Genomic DNA, 20,997 nt, shown 5'->3' on the forward strand with positions numbered 1-20,997 from the left:
GTTCGAGATTCAGCTATGCGAGAGCCTTGACCGGGCACGCCGATCGAATATCGCATCGTTCACAGGAATGCAAAATTGGAACACAGTCCAGTTTTTTCGAGACCGCTGGTCTCGTTTCAGAACGCAGGCAGATTACCGCGCCCACCGACTCGTGAACACGCTATTTCTACCAGGAAGTGGACACGTAGACCCGCCTATGTGTGAACGACGGTTCTACGTGTCGCGAGCACTGGTCAGCCCAGCGCCCTCAGGGCCGCCGATGCCGAGAACATCTTTGCCGGGTCACGGTCCGCGAAATAGTCACCCATCACTGCTGACAGCGCTTCCGGCGACCAGGAGTCACCGTCTGCGTCGAACCGTTGCTCGACGACGGGCGCCGCCATCAGCGCAACCATCGGGCCGTACACCACGAACACCTGACCGTTGACGGCGTCGGCTGCCGGTGATGCCAGATACGAGACGAGCGATGCCACGTGCTCGGGCGAGAGTGGATCGATGCCGTCGGCCGGCGCGTCTCCGAACACACCTTCGGTCATCGACGTCCGCGCCCGCGGGCAGATCGCGTTGGCCCGAACGCCGTAGCGCGAGAGCCCACGTGCGGCCGACAACGTCAGCGCCGTGATTCCGGCTTTTGCAGCGCCGTAGTTGGGCTGCCCTTCCGGTCCGAGGAGACCCGCCTCCGAAGAGGTATTGACGATGCGCCCGTACACCGGCGCCCCGGCTTCCTTGGATTTCGCCCGCCAGTAGGCAGCGGCGTTGCGGCACAAGAGGAAATGGCCGCGAAGATGAACTTCGAGTACCAGATCCCAGTCTTCGTCCGACATGTTGAACAGCATCCGGTCGCGCACGACACCGGCATTGTTGACGACGATGTCGACACTGCCGAACTGCCCCTGCGCTGCTTCCATCAGTGCGTCCGCAGTAGAACGCTCACCGACGTTGCCTGCCACGAATTCGACCTTGGCGCCCAGGCCGCGGATCTCTTCGAGCGTCGCTTCGACGGCCTCGTTCGGGGCCAGATCGTTGACGACCAACGACGCACCGGCCTTCGCCAGACCGATAGCCTCGAACTTTCCGAGCCCCGATCCGGCACCGGTCACGATGGCGACCTTGCCTTCGAGACTGGTTTCTGGGCTGTTCACAGCATTCATCGAAGCGCTCTCCCGGTTCTCTGCGGTCGTGTGTCGAGTTACCCGGCTCGATTGCCGTGACCCACGAGTTCGCAACTTTAGAACGTGTTCTTGTTTTGGGCAACCATCGTCACGGATGTTCGGTCAGCGCCGCACGCGGGCACTGAGCGATCGCGGACCGGACATCTTCCCAACGATCCTCCGGCGGACGCGCAGAACTGATCACGAGCTCCTCGTTGTCGTCGAGGTCGAAAATATCGGGTGCGATCCCGACGCACACACCGTTTGCCTCGCAACGGTCCAGATCAACCCTGACCTCCATGGCGATTCCTCTTCTCTTCTCACAACTACTGGCGCGAACACGGATACGAAACGAGTGCCGCAGGGCTGTGCCGCACACCGTTCCTGGCGATAACACTAGAACCTGTTTCAGTCGTGTGCAATGATTCGAAAAAGTACCGAGAACGGACGTCGAACGATCCGCTGGACACAGCGAAGGCGCCCCTTGTCGCCGATGTACGCATCGATAGAACCTGTGTCAATCGAATGGTTGGCGCTTTGATTCGTATCTCTATGGAGAGGTAACCATGCACATCACCTACACCCCTGAGCAGCAACAGCTCCAGGAGGAGTTGCGTGCCTACTTCGCACAACTGATGACTCCCGAGCGGCGTGAAGCGCTAGCCGCCACGACGGGTGAATACGGCGAAGGCAATGTGTACCGCGAAGTCGTCGCGCAGATGGGCCAGGACGGCTGGCTCACTCTGGGTTGGCCGAAAGAGTACGGCGGGCAGGAACGCTCCGCGATGGACCAGCTGATCTTCACCGACGAAGCCGCCATCGCCGGTGCGCCCGTGCCATTCCTGACGATCAATTCCGTAGCGCCGACAATCATGCATTTCGGTACGGACGAGCAGAAGGCCTTCTTCCTGCCCAAGATCTCTCGCGGTGAGCTCCACTTCGCGATCGGCTACTCCGAGCCCGAGGCAGGCACCGACCTGGCGTCTCTGCGCACCTCGGCTGTCCGTGACGGCGATGACTACGTCATCAACGGGCAGAAGATGTGGACGAGCCTGATCCAGTACGCCGACTACGTGTGGTTGGCCTGCCGTACCGATCCGGAAGCCAAGAAGCACAAGGGAATCAGCATGCTGATCGTCCCCACCACGGCAGAGGGCTTCTCCTACACCCCGGTTCACACCATGGCCGGCCCCGACACCAGCGCCACCTACTACCAGGACGTACGCGTCCCGGCGTCGTCGATAGTCGGTCAGGAACACGGTGGCTGGGCACTGATCACCAACCAGCTCAACCACGAGCGTGTTGCCCTCACCTCGGCGGGACCGATTCTGACCGCGCAGCGTGAGGTCCGCGAGTGGGCACAGAACACCAAGTTGCCCGACGGCCGACGCATGATCGACCAGGAATGGGTGCAGATCAATCTCGCTCGCGTGCATGCCAAGGCCGAGTATCTGAAGTTGATGAACTGGGAAATTGCCTCCGCAACCGATCATGCTCCCGGACCCGAAGCCGCGTCGGCCAACAAGGTGTTCGGTACCGAATTCGCCACCGAAGCTTACCGCTTGCTGATGGAGATCCTCGGATCCTCCGCCACGATCAGGCAGAACTCCCCCGGCGCTCTTCTGCGTGGCCGCATCGAACGTATGCATCGTTCTTCGCTGATCCTGACGTTCGGCGGCGGTACCAACGAAGTGCAACGCGACATCATCGGAATGACAGCTCTGCGGCTTCCCGCATCGAAGCGATAAGGACCAACGATCATGGAATTCACCCTTACCGAGGCCCAGCAGGACCTGTCCGGTCTGACACGATCCGTCGTCACCGAACTGGTCACCAATGACCGCCTCCGTGAACTCGACGCCGCCGAAGACCGCTTCGACGCCATCTTGTGGAACGCTCTGGCCTCGGCCGGCGTCCTCGGCGCAGCTCTTCCGGAATCGGTGGGCGGCGACGGATTCGGTGTCCTCGAGCAGTGCAGCATCCTGGCCGAACTCGGGCGCGGTGTTGCAGCCGTTCCGTTCCTGACGTCCATCGTCGGATCGGCCGCGGCGATAGCAGAATTCGGCTCGGACCAGCAGCGAGACGAATGGGCGAGCGCTGCCGCCGCCGGCGAGAAGATACTGACTGCGGCCCTCGCCGAGGAATACAACGACGACCCGGCCCACCCCGTCACGCGTGCCGAGAAGACCGCCGACGGCTGGCGCATCGACGGAGCAAAGATCACCGTCGACAGTGCGCCGCTCGCCGATCTGTTCCTCGTCCCCGCCATCACCGAGGACGGCGTCGCAGTCTTCCTCGTCGAACCCTCCGACGCGGGCGTGCGCATCACCAGGCAATCGACCACGGATTTCTCGAGTGCGGCCCTGGTCGAGTTCGATTCGGTGCAGATTCCGGCCGATCGTGTTCTCGGGTCGGTTGCCCAAGGATCCGACATCGCGGCATGGATCGTCGAAAGAATTCAGCTCGGTTCCAGCGCCTACCAGTACGGGGTGCTCGATCAGGCACTGAAGCTGACCGCCGAATACGCCTCCGAGCGTGTGCAGTTCGGCCGTCCGATCGGTAGTTTCCAGGCCGTGGCACAGCGCCTCGCCGACGGATACATCGACGTCAAGGGCGTCCGTCTGACTCTCTGGGCCGCAGCGTGGCGTCTGAGCGAAGGACTTCCGTCCGACGGGGCAGTGCAGACGTCCAAGTTCTGGGCTGCAGATGCGGGACACCGAGTCGGGCACACTGCTGTTCACGTTCACGGCGGCGTGGGTCTGGACGAGGACCATCCCGTTCACCGCTACTTCCTCGCGGCCAAGCATCACGAGTTCCTGCTCGGCAACGCAACGGATCAGCTTCGCGCACTGGGCAAGGAACTTGCCGCAGTTCCTGCCTGAGTGCGTCCCACCGAGTGGAAATCCATGACCTGGTCCGAGACGAATCGATGATGATGCAGCTATGAGTCAGAGCCCCACTGTTTCCGATCTACTCCTCGGAGTCAGCGAGATCGACGACCGCGGTATCCGTTTCGAGGACCAGGTCATCACCTGGCGCGAGCACATTCAAGGCTCGTTCGATCGAGCAGCGCTGCTGGACACGCTGCTCGATCCAACGCGCCCCCGGCATTTCGGTCTTCTGATGGAGAACGTCCCCGAATTCTCGCTATTGCTCGGCGCAGCATCGTTCTCGGGTTCGGTTGCCGCCGGACTGAACACGACCAGGCGCGGCCCGGCACTGGCGCGAGACATTGCGCTCTCCGACTGCCAGGTCATCTTCACCGAGAACAACCAGGCGCATCTACTCGACGACGTCGATCTCGGCGACGTCCGGGTGATCAACGTGGATTCTCCGGCCTGGACGGAATTGTTGGCGCCCTTCGCCGATACGCCCGCCTACGCGTCGACGGCGCAACCCGACGATCTGTTGATGCTCATCTTCACTTCCGGAACCAGCGGTGATCCCAAAGCGGTTCGGTGCACGCACCACAAGTTGGCCTCTCCCGGGGTCATGCTTGCCGATCGCTTCGGGCTCGGCGCCGACGACGTCGTCTACATGGCGATGCCCATGTTCCATTCCAACGCCATGATGGCGGCGTGGACGGTCGCGCTACACGCGCGTGCGGGAATTGCCATGCGACGCAAGTTCTCCGCTTCGGGTTTTCTGCCCGACGTTCACAAGTACGGAATCACGTACTCCAACTACGTCGGAAAGCCGTTGTCCTTCATCGCTTCCACCCCCGAGGTGCCGAACGAGCGGGACAACACCTTGAAGATCATGTACGGCAACGAGGGTTCGGCGCCCGCCGTCGCCACCTTCGTTCGGCGCTTCGGTGCCCGCGTCATCGACGGGTTCGGGTCCACCGAGGGCGGTATTTCGATCTCCGCGGCGCCGGTTCCCCGGGCCGGCGCCCTGGGACTGCTCCCGGACGGCGTCAAGATCCTCGATCCCGAGACCGGAGCACCCTGCCCGCCTGCCGTCTTCGACGCCGACGGCCGGATCACCAACGCCGACGAGGCAACCGGTGAACTGGTCAACGTCACCGGCCCAGGCACGTTCGCCGGGTACTACAAGAACCCGGAAGCCGACGCCGAGCGAATGCGCAACGGCCAGTACTGGAGTGGCGATCTGGCGTACACCGATGCCGACGGCTACGTCTACTTCGCGGGACGCAGTTCCGGTTGGCTACGCGTGGACGGCGAGAACATCGGCGCCGCACCCATCGAACGCTCCCTGGTCGGTTACCCGGGCTTCGCGCAGGTGTCCGTGTACGCGGTCCCCGACAGCGACGTCGGCGACCGCGTCATGGCGTCGGTGATTCCGGTCGGCGACGTAGACAATTTCGACCCGGTCGCCGTAGCCGAATACATCGACTCCCGGCCGGAACTCGGTCCGAAGCAGAAGCCGACCTTGATCCGAGTGTGCAGTGAGTTCCCGAGAACGGCGACGTTCAAGGTGGTCACTCGAACGCAGAGTGCCGAACGCTGGAACACCTCCGATCCGGTGTGGATCCGTCGGCGCGGAGAATCCGACTTCCAATTACTCACTCCCGAACTGGCACTCGGCCTCGAGAAGACGCGAGAGTCCGTCTAGTCCGGTGTCTCAGTAGCGCTGAGCAAGCGGTTTGTGCGCCGACACCGTTTTATAGAACTCGGTGAGCCGAAGCTGTGATGCCGCTGCCTCGTCGATTACCACCGTCGCGTGTGGATGCAGCTGGAGGACCGATGCCGGGCACACCGCGGCCAGGGGCCCCTCGACGGCAGCGGCAATCGCAGCGGCCTTGTGCTCGCCGGTCGCGATCATCACCAGATGCCGTGCTTCGCAGATAGTTCCGAGGCCCTGGGTGATCACGTGCCGTGGTACGTCGTCCGGACTCTCGAAGAACCGGGCATTGTCGGTTCGAGTCTGTTCCGTCAGCGTCTTGACCCGGGTCCTCGAATTCAGCGAGGACGTCGGTTCGTTGAAACCGATGTGACCGTTGCCGCCGATGCCCAGGAGTTGTACGTCCACCGGACCATTCGACCCAATCGCCCGGTCGTAGGCTGCCGCGGCGGCAAATGGATCCGGCGCGGTTCCGTCGGGGCTGAATACCCTTGACGCGTCCAGGTCCAGGTGATTCACAAACTCGGTTCGAATCACCTGGGCATACGACTCCGGGTGACCTTCCGGCAGACCGACGTATTCGTCCAACAGGAACGCCTGCAGGCCGACAAAACTCAACCCGTCCTCGCGGTGACGGCGCGCGAGTTCGCGGTACACCGAGAGCGGTGAAGACCCCGTCGCCAGGCCCAAAGTCCGTGCACCTGAATGCACCGCGTGTTCGAAGATGTCGGCAACAACGGTGCCGGCCGCCTCCGCACTGTCGACAATGACAATTTCCATCGGTTGATTCCTCAGCTTTCGGTGTAGTTCATGAGCCAGGTGTCATGAGCCAGTTCCCAGCGGCCATGACGGCGCGGGTTTCGAGTTCGGGACCGGTGACGATCAGATCGGCGCGGCAACCCGGCACGAGATCGCCGACAATTCCGGCCAGCCCCACCAGCGAAGCAGGCGTTGCCGTCGCTGCGATGACGGCCGAAAGCAGATCGACGCCCGCGTGATTGACCGCCCGGCGGACTATGTCCATCAACCGACTCGTCCCGCCGGCGATGGCCGTATCGCCCTGGCCGGCCAATCGTGCCACGCCACCGACCACGTCGACGTCGAGAGGCCCGAGTGGGTAGCGGCCGTCGGGCATTCCGGCGGCAGCCATGGCGTCGGAGACCAACGTGATCTGATGCGGACCGACAAGATCGAACACCGTCGCTACCGTCTCGTCGGCCAGATGTACTCCGTCCCCGACCAACTCGACCACCATCTGTCCTCTGGCGGCCGCGGCAAGACACGCCGCCACTGCGCCGGGAGCGCGATGATGCATCGGAGCCATTCCGTTGAACAGGTGAGTGGCACTGAGCGGTGCATGCGCCGAGTGTGCGATCGAACGGGTCGCGACCGGGTTGGACGCATCTGTGTGTCCGATACTCACGACTGCACCGTGACGTTCCATCAGTGAGGCAAGTTCGTCGAAGTGCGCTGTCTCCGGAGCAATAGTCATCGAGCGAATGTGCCCGCGGCCGGCTTCGAGCAGCGACTCGAGCAGAGCCGGGTCGCCATCGAGAATGCTGTCGGGATCCTGGGCGCCACAACGGAGTACCGAAAGGAATGGACCTTCCAGGTGAATTCCGGCCAGCGTGCCCTCGTCGACCAGTCTTGCCAGGAGTTCGATGCGAGTGCGCAGGATCTCCGGCGGCGCGGAGACGAGCGAGCCGATCACCGAGGTCGTGCCGTTCGTCCGATGGTGATCGGCAGCCGCGGTTGATCCGAACTCGTCTGCCTCGGGGAAACCGAACCCGCCGGCGCCGTGGCAGTGAACATCCACCAACCCCGGAATGATCGTTGTCCCCGCAGCCGTCCGTTCGGGTAACGGGTCGGTTCGCTGCGACGCCGGCCCGGCCCACACCACACGATCACCGGCGATCTCGACAACCCCGTCCGAGAGCAGTCGACCACCGGTCACCAATTGTCCACGCAGAATTTGTCCACGAAGTATCACGACATCACCTGCGGTACAACGGGAACTTCGGTATCTGCGATCGACAACTCACGGAGCACGGCGTCCGCGAGCACGTAGTGCCCATGTTCGTTCGGATGGAACGCGTCAGCCAGGAGCGCCGGCGGTGGGCCCTCGGGAGAATGGGCCGTCCACTGCGCGTAGTGGTCGACGAACACCACGCGCGTCGAGGCGGCTACTTGCCGCACGACCTCGACGTACTGAACCAATCCTGCTCTGGTGGGCGCGTTCTCGACGTCGATCGGCGGCGGCGTCTGCAGGATCGGCACCGCGCCGATCGCTCGCGTCCGGAATATCGTGTCCGAGAGGTCGTCTCGAAAACGTTCCAGTCCTTCGTCGCCGTCCAATGCGTCATTCGTACCGAGCATGATCAACACCACCGAGGGGTCGAACACTTCGATGCGGTGCGCGAAACCTGCACGCACGTCTGAGGATCGATTGCCACTTATTCCGGTGTTGACAAGGACGTGATTGAACAGGGAAAGCTCACCACGGACGCGCTCGGCGCAGTGTTCGACGTAGCTTCGATGACCATCGGTGTGCGTCAATCCCTGAGTGATGCTGTCACCGGTGAAGACCCACCGGATCGGCGTCGAGGAGTCGCCGAGCAAAGTCTCCAGTCGGATCCGTTCAGCAGTCTTGGACTTCAGAGCCTTCGACGTCGGCGTCATCCCCTCTGCCTTTCGGCGCCCGATACTGCCGCCGCGAACTTCGACGTGATGAACGCCGGGTCCGTGATTGCGGTTCCGACAACCACCGAGTCTGCACCCAGGGCGATTGCGCGTGCCGCATCCTCCGGGCTGTGGTAGCGCCCTTCGGCGATGAGGACCGCATCTGGAAGTGCCTGCCGCAGTTCCGAGATCAGCTCGAGATCCGGACCTGCCAGCCGTCTGCTGTTCTCGGTATATCCCGCGAGTGTGCTGGAGATGACGTCGGCGCCCGCCGCAGCGGCAGCGATACCGTCTTCGAGAGTCCCACAGTCGGCCATGACGAGGCCGCCGCGATCATGGACCGCGTCGACGGTGTCGGCGAATGTCAATCCGTCCGGACGCGTTCGCAGAGTGGCATCGGCGGCCACGATCTGCGCACCGGTATCGACAACTTCGAGAGCTGATTCCCTTGTCGGCGTGATGAACACGCCCTCGGAACCGATCTTCGTCAAACCGATCACCGGTACCTTCACTGCCGACACGACTGCGGCGACATCCGGGGTTCCGCCCACACCGCCACAGCGGATCGCCACTGCTCCTCCGTCGACCGCGGCGCGGGCCATCCTCTCGATAGTCCCGGTGTCACGCAGGGCATGGCCGTGTCCGGCCTGACAGGACACGATCAGCTTTCCGCTGATGATCGTGAGCAACTCTTCGACAGTCACGGTGTTACCTCGATTCGTGTTGCGGCGGCCAGGAGCGCAGCTCCGACGAGCGGCGCATCGGTGCCCAGACGGGCTGGAAGAATGGCGGTTTCGGCAATGGGACCCATCGCTTCCACCCGGAAAGCGGACGTCAGCGGCGACAAGAGGTCGGCTCCGATCTGGGCTGCGCCGCCGCCGATGACGATCACCTCGGGATCGAATGCGGTGGCGACGCCAGCCAGGACTCGGCCGAGCAGAGTACCGGCGTCGGCGACCACGGCACGGGCGATCGGATCGCCCGAGTGCATGAGCGCCACCACTGCCTGCAACGGTCGAGTGGGCACACCCGCCCGCGCTGCGTACTCGGCTGCCATGGCCGGACCGGACGCGACTGCCTCGAGGTGATCGGTTCTGCCGCAACCGCAACCTATCGCCCCGGAGACCGGAACCAGCAGATGCGCGAGTTCGCCGGCTGTTCCGTGGGCACCGTGGTACAGCTGACCGCCCACGGTCAACGCGCCACCGATTCCGGTACCGATCGAGACGAACAGTGCAGAGGTTCGACCGCGACCGGCGCCGATCATGTTCTCGCCGTGGGCCATCGCGCGCACGTCGTTGTCCACCGTCACCGGTAGGCCTGAGTGCGCCTCGAGTTCTCCGCGAACCTCGGCGCCACTCCATCCGGACAGAATGTCGGAGGCGAAGACGACGCGGCCACGCACCCGATCGATGATTCCCGGTGCACCGACTCCGATTCCGGCTACCGTGTGATTCGCCCTCAGACGGTCGACCAACGCGGTAGCGGTCCCGAGAACGGCTTCCCTACCCGCGGTCGGTGTTGCGGCACGAACGGTGTCGATCACGTCTCCGTCGGACGTCACCACCGCGGCAGCCACTTTGGTGCCGCCGATGTCGATACCGATCCATCGCTTCTGCCCAGATGTCATGTCAGAGGAGCCCGGCCCGTTCGAGAACGACCTTGATCGTTGCGGTCTCGGACTCGTCGAGCGAGAGCATCGGGGCGCACATCGTGTTGCCGGTTATGACGCCGCGCAGGGCCAGAGCCGTCTTGAACGCGCCCAGACCCGCGGCACCGGCACTGACGCGACCCGGTGTCGGCGCCTCGACGATGGAGAACAGATCGGTGAGTCGATCCTGCTCGGCCTTCGCTGCGGCCCAGTCTCCTGCCTGCGCGGCGCGCCACAGTCGCACGTAGCCGTGCGGGTCCACGTTGGCCAGGCCGGGCACTGCGCCCGAAGCACCCATCAGCAGGCATCCGTCGACGACTACCTCGTGCCCGGTGAAGACGGCAAAGTTTTCGAGCTCGGCCGACTGACGGAGCAACATACGGAAACTGACGTCGTCGCCGCTCGAATCCTTCACTCCGGCGATGACTCCCTCGCGGCCGAGTTCGACCAGCATTGCCGGGTTGAGCTTGCTGTGGACACGAACCGGCACGTCGTAGGCGAACAACGGAAGATCCACTGCGGCGTGGATGGATCGGAAATGTGTTGCCGTCTCGGCCGCGTCGGTGATCGCATAGAACGGCGCCGTCGCGACGATGGCATCCGCACCCGCTTCGCGCGCCTGCTCGGCGACGGCGATGACCCGGTTGGTGGTCATGTCGTTCACTCCGACGAGGACCGGGACCTGCCCGCCGACGTGACCGATGGCCGTCTGCACCACCTGGGCGCGCTGAGCGTCGGTGAGGTAACCGACCTCACCCGAGGAACCGAGGACGAACAACCCGTCGACTCCGGCTTCGATCTGCAGTGAGAGCAGGCGTTCGAGCGACGTGGTGTCGACCTCGCCCTCGAGCGTCAGGGGTGTGACGATGGGCGGGACGATTCCGCTGAAGGTGGTGGTTTCCGTGCTCATGGGGTCTCCATATGTTGGTTGTCGGATTGAGTTGTGGGTGCGGCTGTCAGGGAGAACTGTCAGGGAGAACTGTCAGGGAGAAACGGAGACCGGCTGACCGCTCGAGGCGGACCGATAAGCAGCGTCGATCACGCGCATCGACGCGCGGGCGTCTGCCACGGTGTAGTCGGGTTCGGTCCGTGTGGGGAGTCGATCGAGCACGTGAGAGAGAAAGCTCGACACCGCGTTGTCCGACCCGAAGCCGCCGATGGGTGATGCGGTCACGTCTCCCGAGGCCGCGAAGTGTGTCACCGCGGGTTTGTCGTCGTCGGAACTTGCGTATCCGTGGGAGCCGAGGACCCGAACCGTCGCGGTATTCGCACCGAAACCCGGTGCTGCGGGGATTCTTCCGACGGTCACCGTCGCGGTGACGCCGTTTTCCAGGGCGAGCGAGATCAACGCTGTGTCTTCCACACCGAATTGCTGGTGGGCGCCGCCGTAGAGCGTGCTCGTCTCGGCGTACACCTCGGTGACGTCCAGACCGGTCAGGTATCTGAGGTAGTCGGCGGCGTATCCGGCGAAGTTCACCACTTCTCCCCCGCCGGACAGCGCCGGATCCACCACAAGTTCGGGACGCTCGACCGAGGTGGCGAAATGTGTTCCGCTTGCCAGGAACTCGATGTCCACGTGGCGCGGCAATCCGAGGCTTCCGGCATCGATCCAGCGGCGCAGTCGTCGCAGCGCAGGTGAATGAGTGCGGTTCACCACCGTACAGATTCGCCCGTTCGACCGTGCGGCTTCCTCCACCGCCGCGGCCTCCGCCTCGTCGACGCCCACCGGCTTGTCCACCAGGACGTCGAGTCCCGCGTCCAATGCGGCAATCGCAAGCCGTGCATGCCTGGTCGGCTCACTGCAGATGATCGCCAGGTCTATCCGTTCTGGGTCGAGGAGCTCGTCGAGTTCGTCGATCCACTCGATGTCTGCGGCCTTTGCCATCGCGATCCCGTCCTCACGAATCCAATCGGGGACCGAGGATTCGTCGGAGGCCCCGACCACGCTCACTCGAGGATCGGAACGCAACAGGTCCGCGTAGGAACCGGCATGCCTGACGCCGCTGACAAATCCGACGCGGATCGAACCGGTGCCGGTCATCGGTGTTCTCCGATCGAGATCGCACGGCCGGTGTCAAGTGATTGCTGGGCAGCGATGGCAGTCGCGAGAGCTGCACGCACCTGCCAGTTCTCGACTATCGGGCTCGCGGAACCGTCGAGTGTGGCGATCCAGTGACGCATCTGATGCGACATCGCGTCCTCGATCGACGACGGCGGCGCGTTGGTCGTGTCCGTCATCAGTCCCGGGTCGTCGCCGGTGTCGTGCGCGAGCGTGCCGGAAGTTCCGGACACCACGATCCGGCGCACCATCTTGCCCGATTGCGGTAGTGCGTAAGCCAATTCGATGAGTGCCAGCGATCCGTCCTCGAAGCGAACGGTCAGATGGAAGCTGTCGTGCACGGGCATCCCCGCTGCGAAGGTGGGGAAACTACGAGCGAACACGCGGATCGGACGACGACCGATCAGCCACGTCACCAGATCGAGTGCGTGGGTTCCGTTGTGAACGGGGTGACCACCCGAGCGTTCCTTGTCGTGTTGCCAGCCTCGCCAGCCCCCTGGCCAGACGTGGCCGGTGTACCAACTGAGGTGGATCAACCGGGGGTCCCCGATGGCGCCTTGCGCAACCGAGTTTCCGATCGAGGTGATCGACGGCTGGAATCGTACGGTCTGTCCGACCATCAGGGACGTGCCGCCACCTTCGGTGGCCTCGACCATCGCGTCGAAGTCCGCGACTGTCAACGCAGCCGGCTTCTCCACGTGCACATGCTTTCCCGCGCGGCCGGCGGCTATCGTCACGGGCGCATGGTCGGGAGTGGCTCCGACGACGTTGACCGCGTGCACCGTCGGGTCTGCGAGAATCTTCGCCAGATCGGTACTGGCCTGCGCGCCCGGCGCCAATGCCGCAACCGATGCGGCCCGGTCCAAGTCACTACCGAATACGTAGGCGACTTCGACCGATGGAATGCGCGCCAGAGCGCTGACGTGATCCCGAGCGATTCCGCCACTGCCGATGACGGCTACACGCACGGTCACTTCGCACTTCCCGACAGCGCTGCCGGTTCGCCGCCACCGAGTCGCACCTGTTCGGCGACGACGAGTGCGCGTTCGCGTGCGTATGTCAACGGCGAGTCGGCATCAGCCTTGCCGTCGAGAACTGCTGCCATCTCGTCGATTTCGTGGCGAATCGCAGCCTGCATCCACAGCGAGGATCCTCCGTTGCCCGAGTTGTACTTCTGCGTCCTGCTGGCAGCGTCGATCAACGATTGGTTCTCGGCGTCGAGGTCGAAGATCGGCCACGACTCTTCGACCCGTCCCCCGCGCAGTCGGCTGACCCGGCCGGTGTGGAAGTCCGCGTGGACCGAGCCTTCGGCGGCATCGACCGTCAGCTCCCACGAAGAAGTGTGTGAACGCGTCGAGATAGTGTGTCTGCCGATCGCGCCGCCGGCGAACGACACCACTGTGTTGCGGAAGCCGTCGTCCGCGGTGGCGATGCTCGACACGGCAGTCACCTCGCCGCCGAGCCAGCACATCAGGTCCAGTTCGTGAATCTCGTGAGTCAGTTCTCCACCCGTCCGGGTCTTGTCGAGCTTCCACCACTGTGGATCTGCGCCGCCGGTGTCGATCCATCGTGAGCGAGACGTTTCGATCGCAGCGACCTCGCCGAGCTCTCCCGAGGTCAGCAGGTCGGCCAGACGTCGTACACCCGGCATCATCCGCATGATGTGACCGACCATCAGCGGCGAACCGCTCGCGTCGGCGCTCGCGATCATGTTCTGCGCATCGACCAATTCGACGGCGAGTGGCTTCTCGACAAAAACTGCCTTGCCGTGCTCGAGTGCCGCGATGGCAGGTTCGGCGTGCGCGTGATTGGGCGTCGCGACGACAACGAGGGCCAACTCCGGGTGAGCGGCCACCACGGCGTGGTCGTCTGTCGGGGTTGCCGAGAACTCGGCGGCGACGTCCTTAGCCCGCTCGAAGTCACGGTCGCACAGCATCGCCAGTTCGAAACGTGGATGGGCAGCCAGCTCGCGAGCGAGGGAACTACCGAAGAATCCGCAACCGACCACACCGACTTTGTATCGGGTCATGAAGTCTCCAAAGATTGGATGAGGGATGTCCTATGTTATACGGGCGGCGCCTTCACCCGTCAATTCGACTTCGGTAACACAGTCTTCATCTATGCAGGTAAACGCACTATTTTTTATTCCAAACCTCTCGGAACTCGAAGTTCCGCGGCGCGAGTTCCGAAGATTCTCTAGACGCTTTCTGATCCACAATGTAAGTTACGCAACATCGGACGTCGAACATAGGACATCCCCTATCCACTCCCCCGATGTCCCGCTCCCCGCCTTGGAGGCCGCCTTGAAGAACGAACGACCGCTGAGCTCCGCGTTCACCCGCCGAGACCTGTTCCGGTACACCGGGCTGTTGGGAGCTGCAGCAGGTATCACCGCGACTCTCGCGGCTTGTGGCGGCGGCCCGTCGTCGACCTCGGTAGTCGGCGGTTCCGCGAGCACCGGCGATCTGACCACCGCCATCGGATACGGCAACGACCAGAGCTTCGACCCGATGCAGACTGCATCCGGTTTCCTCATGGCGGCCGTCAACCACGTCTACGAGGGACTGCTCGAAAACGATCCCGGCACCGGTGAGACGTATGCGGCGCTCGCACAAGCCGTCCCGACCGACGCCACCGCCTCGAGCTGGACCATGAAGATCCGCGACGGTGCAACCTGGCACGACGGCACTCCGGTCACCTCGGACGACGTCGTCTTCACCTTCGACCGCATCCTCGATCCACAGCAGAACGTACTGATCCGCTCCTTCTTCTCCTCCTGGTTGCAGTCCGTCACCAAGGTCGACGACCAGACGGTGACCCTGAACTTCAACTACCCGTTCAGCGCTGCCGCACAGCGTCTCTCGATCGCCAAGATCATGCCCAAGCACGTCTTCGACGGTCATTGGGACGAGGCCAAGTCCGGCGCGCTGGTCGTCGGTTCCGGTCCGTACAAGCTCAAGAGCCACACCCCCAAGAGCAACACAGCTTTCGAGGCCTACGAGGCGTACAACGGGCCGCGTCCGGCCAACTTCGCGACGATGAACTGGCTGTCCATCGTCGACACTTCCTCACGCATCGCACGCGTCTCGGGCAACAATGCCGGTGCACAACTCGCCGACAACATCCCCGTCGCCAACGTCCCGACTCTGACCACCGGCGGGCGCACCGTCGAGGGCAACCCGGGCATGAACCTCATGTACCTGCTCTTCGACACCACTCAGGCACCGTTCGACGACGTTCGTGTTCGCCAGGCGATGTTCTATGCCATCAACACCCCGAAGATGATCGAGATCGCCCTCGGTGGCAAGGCAGCACCGGCCACGAGTTACCTGTACGAGCGCAACCCCGACTACGCGCGGGCGTCCACCGTTTACTCGTACGATCCGGACAAGGCCCGCTCACTCCTCGCTTCCGCCGGTGTCAGTGGCCTCGACCTGACGCTGCTCTCCACCAACGTCAGCTGGTTGGCCGACTGCTTGCCGACCATCAAAGAGTCCTGGGACGCAGTCGGATTCAACACGACGCTCGAACCGCAGGACACCAGCGCCATGGTGAGCAAGCTCAACAGCGGCCAGAAGTTCCAGATCGCTGCGGGTACGTCCAACCCCCAGGCATTCGGCAGCGACGTCGACCTCCTCGTCCGCTACACGTACAGCAAGGGCGGCTTGTGGACGAAGACCTACGCCAAGTGGGACGACACCCCCGAGGCGCAGAAGATCTACGCCACCATGGACGAAGCCACCCGCGAGACCGACCCGGCAAAGCGCAGCACCCTCGTGCAGTCGTACCTGAACCAGATCGCCGAAAATGCTGTCTACTACCCGGTTCTCCATCAGGAACTCCTGACTGCGTGGGATCCGAAGAAGATCGCTGACGTCACTCCGCTGCCGTACCCCGGCGTCAACCTGCTTCAGGCGAAGCCGGCCTGATACCCGCGCGCTCGGCCGTTTCCCACAACTGAGAGATCCCCCGATGGCAAGAGTCCTCCCCATGCTGATCAGGCGATTACTGATACTGATCCCCCTGATCCTCGGCATCATCGCGTTCGTCTTCATCGTGATGCAGTTCGCGCCCACCGATCCCGCAACCGCGGCGTTCAACGGCGGCAACCCGACTGCGGAACAGTTGCAGCAGTTCAAGGAAGAGAACGGACTGCTCGATCCGCTTCCGCTGCAATACGTTCACTTCGTGACCGATCTGGTCAGTGGCAACATGGGTGACAGTCTGATTTCCGGTACCCCGGTGTTGGATTCGATCTCCACCGCTCTGCCACTGACCATTCAGCTCACGGTTCTCGGACTGGTGATCGCCATCGTGCTCTCGCTGATCTTCGGTGTCACCAGCGCACTGTTCCGCGATCGTTGGCCGGATCAGGTCATCCGAGTGATCTCCCTCGGTGGTGTGGCAGCACCGTCATTCTGGTTGGCACTGCTGATGATTCAGTACCTTGCTGTCCAACTCGGATGGTTCCCTACCGGTGGCTACGTCAATCCGAGCGACTCCGTCGGTGACTGGCTCTGGTACATGGCGCTCCCGGCGCTGTCTCTGTCACTGCCCGTCGCGGCGCAACTGACGCGAATCATCCGCACGTCCATGGTCGAGGAGTTGGACAAGGACTACGTCCGTACCGCAATCGGCAGCGGCCTGCCCTATCACGTGGTGATCGGACGGAATGTGTTGCGTAACGCGCTGATCAACCCGCTCACCGTTCTGGGCCTGCGTGTCGGTTACCTCCTCGGCGGCGCCGTGGTCATCGAGCAGATCTTCGGCCTTCCCGGAATGGGTCAGCTCATGATCAACGGCGTCACCAACGGTGATCCCGCAGTCGTTCAGGGTGTTGTCATCGTGATCGCGGTCGGCTTCGTCGTCGTCAACCTCGCCGTCGACATCCTCTACCTGCTCGTCAATCCACGACTTCGGAGCGCAGCATGATGAGAAGAAAACTCACCGAGAAGCTTTCGCGACCCGGTATCACCTTTTCTCGCTTCCCCCTCTCGGCCTGGCTGTCGATGGCGGTTCTCGCGATCATCGTGCTCGCCTGCCTCTTCGCGCCGCTGATCACGCAGTACACCCCACTCGAACAGGCGGTCGGTACCGCGGGCCCCAGCGCCGAGCACTGGTTCGGTCAGGACAGTCTCGGCCGAGATCTGTTCAGCCGCTTGCTCTACGGCGGACGCTGGTCGCTGACCATCGGTCTCGGTTCCACCTTCCTCGCACTGTGCGCCGGCGCTCTCATCGGATCGGTGGCCGCAACGAGCCGAAAAGGCGTCGACGAGACCATCATGCGTGTGCTCGACGTAGTCATGGCGTTCCCTGGCATCGCGCTCGCTGCCGTACTCGTCGCAGCCTTCGGTGGTTCGATCCCGGTTCTGATCGTCACGATCGCGTTCCTCTACACGCCGATGGTGGCCCGCGTCGTTCGCGCGAACGTTCTCGCTCAGTACGGCGAGGACTACGTCGCGGCCGAAAAGGTCATCGGCGCAAGAACTTCACACATCGTCGTCAAGCACGTCGTAGCCAACTGTGCTGCGCCCGTTCTCGTCTTCTGCACTGTCATGGTCGCCGACGCCATCGTGCTGGAGGCCAGCCTGTCGTTCATCGGCGCCGGTGTCCGTCCCCCGGATCCGTCGTGGGGATCGGTGATCGCCGACGGCAAGAACATGGTCCTTCTCGGTGGTTGGTGGGCAACGGTATTCCCCGGACTGCTCATTCTTCTGACGGTGCTCTCCCTCAACGTGCTCGCGGAGGGCCTGACCGACGCGATGGCAGATCCGAGTCTGAAGAAAACCAAGAAGACGCCCTCCGCACTGGAAGCAGCGCAGACTGCCGCAGCGGAGGAGACCTCCAACGAGCTCATTCTGGAGGACGAAGCTGCAGTCACCGAGGCCCCGGAGTTGATCGACGACTTCGCCGACTCCAGCGTCGTGAAAGATGTTCTGAAGCCGGCCGCCGAGCCGACCCCTCTCGAAACTCACCTGAAGATCCTGGCGGAAACCGAGCGGTCTCGGTCCGATCGTCTTGTGTACGAGGGCGATGCAGCGCCCCTCCTCGAGGTCCGCAATCTCACGATCCGGTTCCCCGAACGCTACGGAGACACGGCGATCGTCGACAACGTGAGCTTCACCGTCCGCCCGAACGAGACGATGGCACTGGTCGGCGAGTCCGGTTGCGGAAAGTCGCTCACTTCGCTGGCGATCATGGGTCTACTGCCCAAGACAGCAGTGGTGACCGGCGAGATCCTGTTCGACGGCGTCAACGTCCTCGAACTGAACAACCGGGAGCGAAACAAGCTGCGCGGACACGACATGGCGATGATCTACCAGGATGCGCTGAGTTCTCTGAACCCGGCGATGCTGATCCGCGCGCAGTTCAAGCAGCTCACCAAGCGTGGCGGTACCCGCACAGCCGAGGAGTTGCTCGAACTCGTCGGACTCGATCCGGTGCGCACTCTCGCCAGCTACCCACACGAGCTTTCCGGTGGTCAGCGTCAGCGCGTCCTGATCGCGATGTCGCTCACCCGTAGTCCGCGGTTGATCGTCGCGGACGAGCCCACCACCGCCCTCGACGTCACCGTCCAGGCCCAGGTCGTGGACTTGCTCAACGACCTTCGGGAAAAGCTGGGATTCGCGATGGTCTTCGTCAGCCACGACCTGGCCCTCGTTGCCTCCCTCGCCCACAAGATCACGGTGATGTATGCCGGTCAGGTCGTCGAGTCGGCGCCGACGAGTGACCTGCTCGTCGATCCCCGCCACGAATACACTCAGGGCCTTCTCGGTGCCGTTCTCTCCATCGAGGACGAAGCGCCGCGACTGCATCAGATCCAGGGAACCGTTCCGTCACCCGGAAGCTTCGCGCCGGGAGACCGTTTCGCCGAGCGTTCCACCCGCCCGGATTCCGATCCCCTCCGTAAGCCGGAGATGGTCCGTATCGACGGGACCGAGCATTTCTTCGCGAACCAGTCCGCGACTCCCGCACACGCAGAATCGGAATTGGAGAGCGTGCGATGACTACAGCTGAAGCACCCATCCTGGAACTGAAGAACATTCACGTCGTCCACAAGACCCGTTCGGGATCACTGTTCAAACCCGGCACGGTTCACGCGGTCGACGATGTCAGTATCGCCGTACGACGAGGGGCGACGATCGGCATCGTGGGCGAGTCGGGTTGCGGTAAGTCCACTCTGGCCAAAGTCATGGTCGGACTCCAGAAACCGACGTCGGGCGACGTGGTATTTCGCGGCCGAAGCGCTCTGACCCGATCGGCGGGCGTGCGCAAGGAGTTCGGGCGGGCGATCTCGATAGTGTTCCAGGATCCGGCTACCGCACTCAATCCGCGAATGACGGTGGCCGACATCCTCACCGATCCGCTCGACGTCCACGGCATCGGCAACCGCGCGAGCCGAACAGCCCGCGTTCGCGAGCTGGTCGGTTTGGTGGGGCTCCCTCAATCCGCACTCGAAGTCATCCCGAGTCAGATCTCCGGCGGTCAGCGTCAACGTGTCGCGATCGCGCGTGCGCTCGCGCTCGAACCCGACGTCATCGTCGCCGACGAGCCGACGTCGGCTCTCGACGTCTCGGTGCGAGCGCAGATCCTGAACCTGCTCAGCGACATCAAAGCTCGACTGGGGCTCGGCATGGTGTTCATCTCGCACGACATACAAACGGTGCGGTACGTCTCCGACACCATCGTCGTCATGAACGCCGGGCGGATCGTCGAGCAGGGAACGGCGCAGGAAGTATTCGACAACCCGTCGGACGCGTACACGGCCAAACTGCTGGGTGCGGCGCCCAGTCTCCTGCAACGCACCGTTGACGTGGGTTGACCAATGGAGCGGATGACCGGACATAGGATGAAGGACGTTCGTATCAGAAAAGGGGAATCGATGTCTGTCCGGAGTGGCACACAGGGCGCTCGTTTCAGCGCGCAAAACCGCATGCGCGCACTTCAGACGGACATCATGAACTTGATCCTCGAACGCAGACTCTCCCCTGGCGACCCGATGCCCACCGAGGCCGAACTGTCCGAGGAGTTGGGAATCGGCCGGAACACGCTCCGCGAGGCACTCAAGGTTCTGCAGGCCTTGGGCGTCGTCGAGATCCGTCACGGCTTCGGAATGTTCGTCGCCCCGAGCAACTTCGACGCTCTCGCCGACGGCCTGACCTTCCGCGGCCGGTTGTCGTTGCAGGGCACCGGGCACGAGGCGATGGAACTGGTCGACATTCGTCAAGCACTCGAGACCGGATTGATCGGTGCGGCAATGGCCGAGATGACGTCGGCCGACCACGCCGACCTCGACGAACTCGTCACCGGTATGGAGGTTCGTGCCGCCGCCGGGAAGAACTTCTCCGACATCGACGCGACCTTTCACTCCCGCCTGTACTCCCCGCTCGACAACCAGGTCCTCGCTCAGTTGATGGACGTCTTCTGGCAGGTGTACAGCGAGATTCAGCAAGCCATCGGGCATTCGGACACGCCACTGATAGACATCGCGTCGAAGCACCGTGCGATTCTCGACGCGATCCGTACGGGTGATGCCGTCGAGGCGGCGCACACTCTCGATGTGCACTTCGGTGGCCTGCGCGAGCGGATCGCCAGTCTCCATGCGTCCGAAGCGCAGTAATCTCGAAACACGTGATTTTGCTCCGCTGCCTCACCATCGCGCCCGTTCTTCCGGCAAAATTACGGGTATGAAGAACCCGAACCTGACGCCTTCGCGCGTTCTCGCAGTTGTCCTCGCTGCCGCCCTCGTCATTTTCGTGATCGCACGTCGCCGCGACGACGGCGCCCTCAGCCGCGGAGAATGGTTGTCGGACAGCGTCGGACCGGACGACCTCGCCGGCTGAAACGACGTATGCCCTCGGCCGAAACTCGGC

Annotated in this window: 20 protein-coding genes; 9 read left to right on the plus strand and 11 right to left on the minus strand. The window is 63.3% G+C overall.

Annotated elements, in window-relative coordinates:
* Window positions 1-233 precede the first annotated feature (233 nt).
* Window positions 234-1,151: a 3-oxoacyl-ACP reductase gene (locus DBV08_RS21865; RefSeq protein WP_124568820.1), complete on the minus strand. Its 918-nt coding sequence runs from the start codon at window positions 1,149-1,151 to the stop codon at window positions 234-236.
* Window positions 1,152-1,260: 109 nt separating this feature from the next.
* Window positions 1,261-1,452 (minus strand): ferredoxin, encoded by a 192-nt coding sequence (locus tag DBV08_RS21870; protein WP_033232296.1) that lies wholly within the window; start codon window positions 1,450-1,452, stop codon window positions 1,261-1,263.
* 265 nt (window positions 1,453-1,717) lie between these two features.
* On the opposite strand from DBV08_RS21870, the gene DBV08_RS21875 reads away from it, so the two are divergent.
* The 3 genes from DBV08_RS21875 (at window position 1,718) to DBV08_RS21885 (ending at window position 5,726) form a co-directional block, all read left to right on the plus strand.
* A complete protein-coding gene (locus DBV08_RS21875; RefSeq protein ID WP_003945878.1) occupies window positions 1,718-2,899 on the plus strand; it encodes an acyl-CoA dehydrogenase family protein in 1,182 nt (393 codons plus the stop codon).
* A 12-nt stretch (window positions 2,900-2,911) separates the two neighbouring features.
* Window positions 2,912-4,033, plus strand: coding sequence for an acyl-CoA dehydrogenase family protein (locus DBV08_RS21880; protein ID WP_124568821.1), 1,122 nt, complete (start codon window positions 2,912-2,914; stop codon window positions 4,031-4,033).
* Window positions 4,034-4,094: 61 nt separating this feature from the next.
* Window positions 4,095-5,726, plus strand: a complete 1,632-nt coding sequence (locus DBV08_RS21885) for a long-chain-fatty-acid--CoA ligase (protein WP_124568822.1) — start codon at window positions 4,095-4,097, stop codon at window positions 5,724-5,726.
* Window positions 5,727-5,735: 9 nt separating this feature from the next.
* On the opposite strand, the gene nagB is transcribed toward DBV08_RS21885, so the two are convergent.
* From nagB to DBV08_RS21930, 9 genes are all read right to left on the minus strand, one after another.
* A complete protein-coding gene (gene nagB, locus DBV08_RS21890) occupies window positions 5,736-6,515 on the minus strand; it encodes a glucosamine-6-phosphate deaminase (protein ID WP_124568823.1) in 780 nt (259 codons plus the stop codon).
* A gap of 28 nt (window positions 6,516-6,543) precedes the next feature.
* The gene (locus DBV08_RS21895) at window positions 6,544-7,725 is read right to left on the minus strand and encodes an N-acetylglucosamine-6-phosphate deacetylase (RefSeq protein WP_260395700.1); all 1,182 of its coding nucleotides are present in this window, start codon (window positions 7,723-7,725) and stop codon (window positions 6,544-6,546) included.
* Complete coding sequence (locus DBV08_RS21900) at window positions 7,722-8,414, minus strand: GDSL-type esterase/lipase family protein (RefSeq protein WP_124568824.1); 693 nt, start codon at window positions 8,412-8,414, stop codon at window positions 7,722-7,724. The genes DBV08_RS21895 and DBV08_RS21900 overlap by 4 nt, the downstream gene beginning before the upstream one ends.
* Window positions 8,411-9,118 carry an N-acetylmannosamine-6-phosphate 2-epimerase gene (locus tag DBV08_RS21905; protein WP_095973530.1) on the minus strand — a complete coding sequence of 236 codons (708 nt, stop codon included), beginning with the start codon at window positions 9,116-9,118 and terminating at the stop codon, window positions 8,411-8,413. The genes DBV08_RS21900 and DBV08_RS21905 overlap by 4 nt, the downstream gene beginning before the upstream one ends.
* Window positions 9,115-10,044, minus strand: coding sequence for an ROK family protein (locus DBV08_RS21910; RefSeq protein ID WP_124568825.1), 930 nt, complete (start codon window positions 10,042-10,044; stop codon window positions 9,115-9,117). The genes DBV08_RS21905 and DBV08_RS21910 overlap by 4 nt, the downstream gene beginning before the upstream one ends.
* A 1-nt stretch (window position 10,045) precedes the next feature.
* Entirely contained in the window at window positions 10,046-10,975 is a 930-nt protein-coding gene (locus DBV08_RS21915) for a dihydrodipicolinate synthase family protein (protein ID WP_095973532.1), read from the minus strand.
* Between the two features lie 72 nt (window positions 10,976-11,047).
* Window positions 11,048-12,106, minus strand: coding sequence for a Gfo/Idh/MocA family protein (locus DBV08_RS21920; RefSeq protein ID WP_124568826.1), 1,059 nt, complete (start codon window positions 12,104-12,106; stop codon window positions 11,048-11,050).
* Window positions 12,103-13,098 carry a Gfo/Idh/MocA family protein gene (locus tag DBV08_RS21925; protein WP_124568827.1) on the minus strand — a complete coding sequence of 332 codons (996 nt, stop codon included), beginning with the start codon at window positions 13,096-13,098 and terminating at the stop codon, window positions 12,103-12,105. Before DBV08_RS21925 ends, DBV08_RS21920 begins: the two co-directional genes overlap by 4 nt.
* On the minus strand, window positions 13,095-14,153 hold the full coding sequence (locus DBV08_RS21930; protein WP_124568828.1) for a Gfo/Idh/MocA family protein: 1,059 nt from the start codon (window positions 14,151-14,153) through the stop codon (window positions 13,095-13,097). Before DBV08_RS21930 ends, DBV08_RS21925 begins: the two co-directional genes overlap by 4 nt.
* A gap of 274 nt (window positions 14,154-14,427) precedes the next feature.
* Here DBV08_RS21930 and DBV08_RS21935 point away from each other — a divergent pair, with 274 nt between their 5' ends.
* The 6 genes from DBV08_RS21935 (at window position 14,428) to DBV08_RS32380 (ending at window position 20,967) form a co-directional block, all read left to right on the plus strand.
* Window positions 14,428-16,053, plus strand: a complete 1,626-nt coding sequence (locus DBV08_RS21935) for an ABC transporter substrate-binding protein (protein ID WP_124568829.1) — start codon at window positions 14,428-14,430, stop codon at window positions 16,051-16,053.
* A 43-nt stretch (window positions 16,054-16,096) separates the two neighbouring features.
* Window positions 16,097-17,056 (plus strand): ABC transporter permease, encoded by a 960-nt coding sequence (locus DBV08_RS21940; RefSeq protein ID WP_029254514.1) that lies wholly within the window; start codon window positions 16,097-16,099, stop codon window positions 17,054-17,056.
* Window positions 17,056-19,131 (plus strand): dipeptide/oligopeptide/nickel ABC transporter permease/ATP-binding protein, encoded by a 2,076-nt coding sequence (locus DBV08_RS21945; protein ID WP_221621616.1) that lies wholly within the window; start codon window positions 17,056-17,058, stop codon window positions 19,129-19,131. The genes DBV08_RS21940 and DBV08_RS21945 overlap by 1 nt, the downstream gene beginning before the upstream one ends.
* Window positions 19,128-19,946 carry an ABC transporter ATP-binding protein gene (locus DBV08_RS21950; RefSeq protein WP_124568831.1) on the plus strand — a complete coding sequence of 273 codons (819 nt, stop codon included), beginning with the start codon at window positions 19,128-19,130 and terminating at the stop codon, window positions 19,944-19,946. Before DBV08_RS21945 ends, DBV08_RS21950 begins: the two co-directional genes overlap by 4 nt.
* A 60-nt stretch (window positions 19,947-20,006) precedes the next feature.
* A complete protein-coding gene (locus DBV08_RS21955) occupies window positions 20,007-20,744 on the plus strand; it encodes a FadR/GntR family transcriptional regulator (protein WP_007734278.1) in 738 nt (245 codons plus the stop codon).
* Window positions 20,745-20,811: 67 nt separating this feature from the next.
* Window positions 20,812-20,967, plus strand: coding sequence for a hypothetical protein (locus DBV08_RS32380; protein ID WP_019746984.1), 156 nt, complete (start codon window positions 20,812-20,814; stop codon window positions 20,965-20,967).
* Window positions 20,968-20,997: the final 30 nt, after the last annotated feature.

This window comes from Rhodococcus sp. KBW08 (assembly GCF_003852455.1).
Classification (GTDB): domain Bacteria; phylum Actinomycetota; class Actinomycetes; order Mycobacteriales; family Mycobacteriaceae; genus Rhodococcus_F; species Rhodococcus_F baikonurensis.